Source organism: Sphaerisporangium rufum, assembly GCF_016863395.1.
In the GTDB taxonomy this organism is placed as follows: Bacteria; Actinomycetota; Actinomycetes; order Streptosporangiales; family Streptosporangiaceae; genus Sphaerisporangium; species Sphaerisporangium rufum.
The window spans coordinates 1-2,698 of record NZ_BOOU01000132.1 but is presented as its reverse complement, the minus strand read 5'-3'; the positions used below and the strand labels follow the sequence as shown (position 1 = coordinate 2,698).

At 74.5% G+C, this 2,698-nt stretch carries 2 protein-coding genes; both read right to left on the bottom strand.

The features are described from left to right. The coding region (locus tag Sru01_RS34950) for an ATP-binding cassette domain-containing protein (RefSeq protein WP_203995161.1) at positions 1–171 on the bottom strand (171 nt) is incomplete at its 3' end. Between the two features lie 14 nt (positions 172–185). Beyond that, positions 186–2,698 (bottom strand): FtsX-like permease family protein (locus tag Sru01_RS34945; RefSeq protein ID WP_203995147.1); only part of this gene is annotated, 2,513 nt, incomplete at its 5' end.

The following is a 2,698-nucleotide window of genomic DNA, read 5'->3' as shown; positions in this document are numbered from 1 at the left end:
GCCGGCCACATTCAACAACGTGGACTTGCCGGAACCGGACGGACCCATCACCGCCACCAACTCATGCGCCGCCACCGCCAGGCTCACCTCCGCCAAAGCGGTCACCGCGTTCACCCCCGACCCGTGCACCCGGGACACCCCGGAAAGCCGCACCACCGCTTCAGTCGTCATGTCTCATCTCCTGATCAGGTCATCCGGCGGGTGAGGGTGATCCGGTCGCGGACGAACGCCGCCGCCACCAGCCCGGCCACCAGCGGCAACAGCACCACCAGCGCGGCCGTACCGGCCACCGCCGGCCAGGTGACCGCGCGCCATGGCCCGCTCTCCAGATAGAAGTAGGACGCTCCGACCAGCTGGTCGGCCAGCGCCCTGCCGATCACCAGGCCGCACAGCGCGCCGGGGACCACGCCGGTGCCGGCGACGAACGCGGCCTGTGCTCCGGTCACCAGCCTGCGCATCCGTGGTGGCGCGCCGACCGCGCCCATGGTGGCCACGTCCGGCCGGGCGTCCACGGCGGCCAGCCCGGTGGCGGCCAGGGTGCCGCCCAGCGCCAGCAGCGCGGCTCCCGCGCCGAGCGCCAGCACGAGCACCGTGTACGTCACGGGCGTCTGGTGTCCACGCTCCACCTTGACGGGCAGCCGCAGGTCCCCGTCAGCCAGCAGGGTCGCCAGCCGTTCCTCCTCGGCCGGGGTCACCCGGTGGTCATCTGGATCGACGACCAGCCGGTCGAGTGCCGGCTTCAGGCCCAGGTCGGTGGCCATACTGACCGGAAGCAACACCGACGCGACGCCCGGTTGCCGCAAAACGGCCTGCTCGGCGGGAACGCGCGTACCGGGCAGCGGGGATCCACCGATGTCCAACTCGACCGAGCCACCGTCGGCGAGACCGGGCAGGAACACGACGGCCTTGCCGGACGCCAGCGCCGCCGCGGCGGCGGGATCCTTCCTTCCGGTCAGGTAGCCCAGCAGGTCCGCACCGCCGATCAACGGCTCCCACATCCCCTGCGGGCAGCCCGGGGGGGACGTCGAGCACCTCTCCACGACGGAGCTGACCTGGGCGGGGCGCCCGGTGGGACGATACGCCTCGATCAGCGGTACACCCGGGAACTCGCGCTGGACGGCCGCCCGCAGCCGCGGGATCTCCTTCTGATCGGCGGGCAGCATCCTGATGGTCAGCGCACCGGAGACCTCCGTGGGCTGGTAGCGGGACGCCTCCCACCTGTCCATGGCGCTCACCCCGACCAGGGCGGCCACGAAGGCGGCGGTGACCGCGCCCACGGCGGCGACGGCGGGGGCGGTGCGGCTGCGGTTGCGTGCCGCGTCCCGGCCGGCGAAGCGGAGCGCCAGCGGCAGCCGGGCGGTGCGGCCGGCGGCCGCCTGGACCAGCAAGGGCGTGAGCAGCACGAACCCGACCATGGCGCAGAACGCCCCGCCGGCCAGCCGCAGATTGTCCGGCCCTTGAAGGATGCGGAGGACGCGAGCCAGCCACAGGTCGCTCGACACCCCGTGGACGCTCACGAAGGTGGCGGCCAGTCCGGCGACCAGCAGTACCAGGCCGAGCAGTGGCCGGCCACGTCGCGGGCGGGGTTCGCCGCGCAGTCCGGTGAGCGCGCGGACGGGGTCCAGCCGGGCGGCCCGCCGGGCGGGCATCGCGGCGGCGAGCACCGCGCTCAGCAGCCCGAGCACCGCCACCACGATCACCTGACCGGCCGGCACGTCGTACGGACCGGCCGCGCCACCGCCCAGGGCCTCCCCCACCGGGATCACCGCCCAGGCGGCGGCGAGACCGGCCGCCACCCCGGCGACCGTCGCCAGGCCGCCGAGCAGCAGCCCGTCGGCGAGCACCACCAGGCCGAGCTGGCGTCCGGAGGCGCCCTGCGCGGCCAGCAGCGCCAGCTCGCGCTGCCGCCGCCGCACCCCCACCGCGAAGGCCGGCCCGGCCAGCAGCGCCACCTCCAGCAGCGACATCGTGACGATCAGCCCCAGCACGGCGACATCGGCGGTGCGCTGCGGATTCACGTCGATGGACGCGATGGAGATGCGATCGTCCCGGTAACCGCCCTGGCCGGCGAGAACAACGCGGGAGCGGACCACCAGACCCTCGGCGTTCAGCCGCCGGATGTCACTTCGGGTCACTGGTACGGGGGTGTCGGCGAGCCACTCCTCCCGCTCCCCCGGCCGGACGCCCTCCGGGAGGGTGACCGCGATCGGCCGGTTCAGGTTGTCGGGGGGTGCCACCACGCCCACCACCCGGTACGGGCGGGGGATGCCGGAGAGCGAGAGCGTCGAGCCGATGCCGGCGCCGTGCCGTACCAGCCACGGGGAAACGGCCACCTCGTCCGGGGCGGCGGGCGGCCGGCCCGCCTCGAACCGGTACATCCCCTGGGTGAGCGGATCGCGCAGGTCCACCCCGGTCACCCGGATCGGGCTGAGCCATCGCGAGCTGTAATGAACCTGCTCGGGCGCCCGGATCTGGATGACCCGGCTGCCGGGCGGGAGCAGCCGCCGCACGTCGGCCGCCGTCCGCGGCGCGGCGCCGTGCGGCGAGGTTCCCGGTTCGGTGGCCTCGTTCCCCCGGTCGTCCTGCTGGACGATCACCTTTCCCGGGGGCGCGGGGCGCAGCGCGACGTCGGCGGTGCCCAGGTCGCGGGGGATCCGTTCCGCCGGAGTCAGGTCGAAGGTGGCCTGGACGGTGGCCG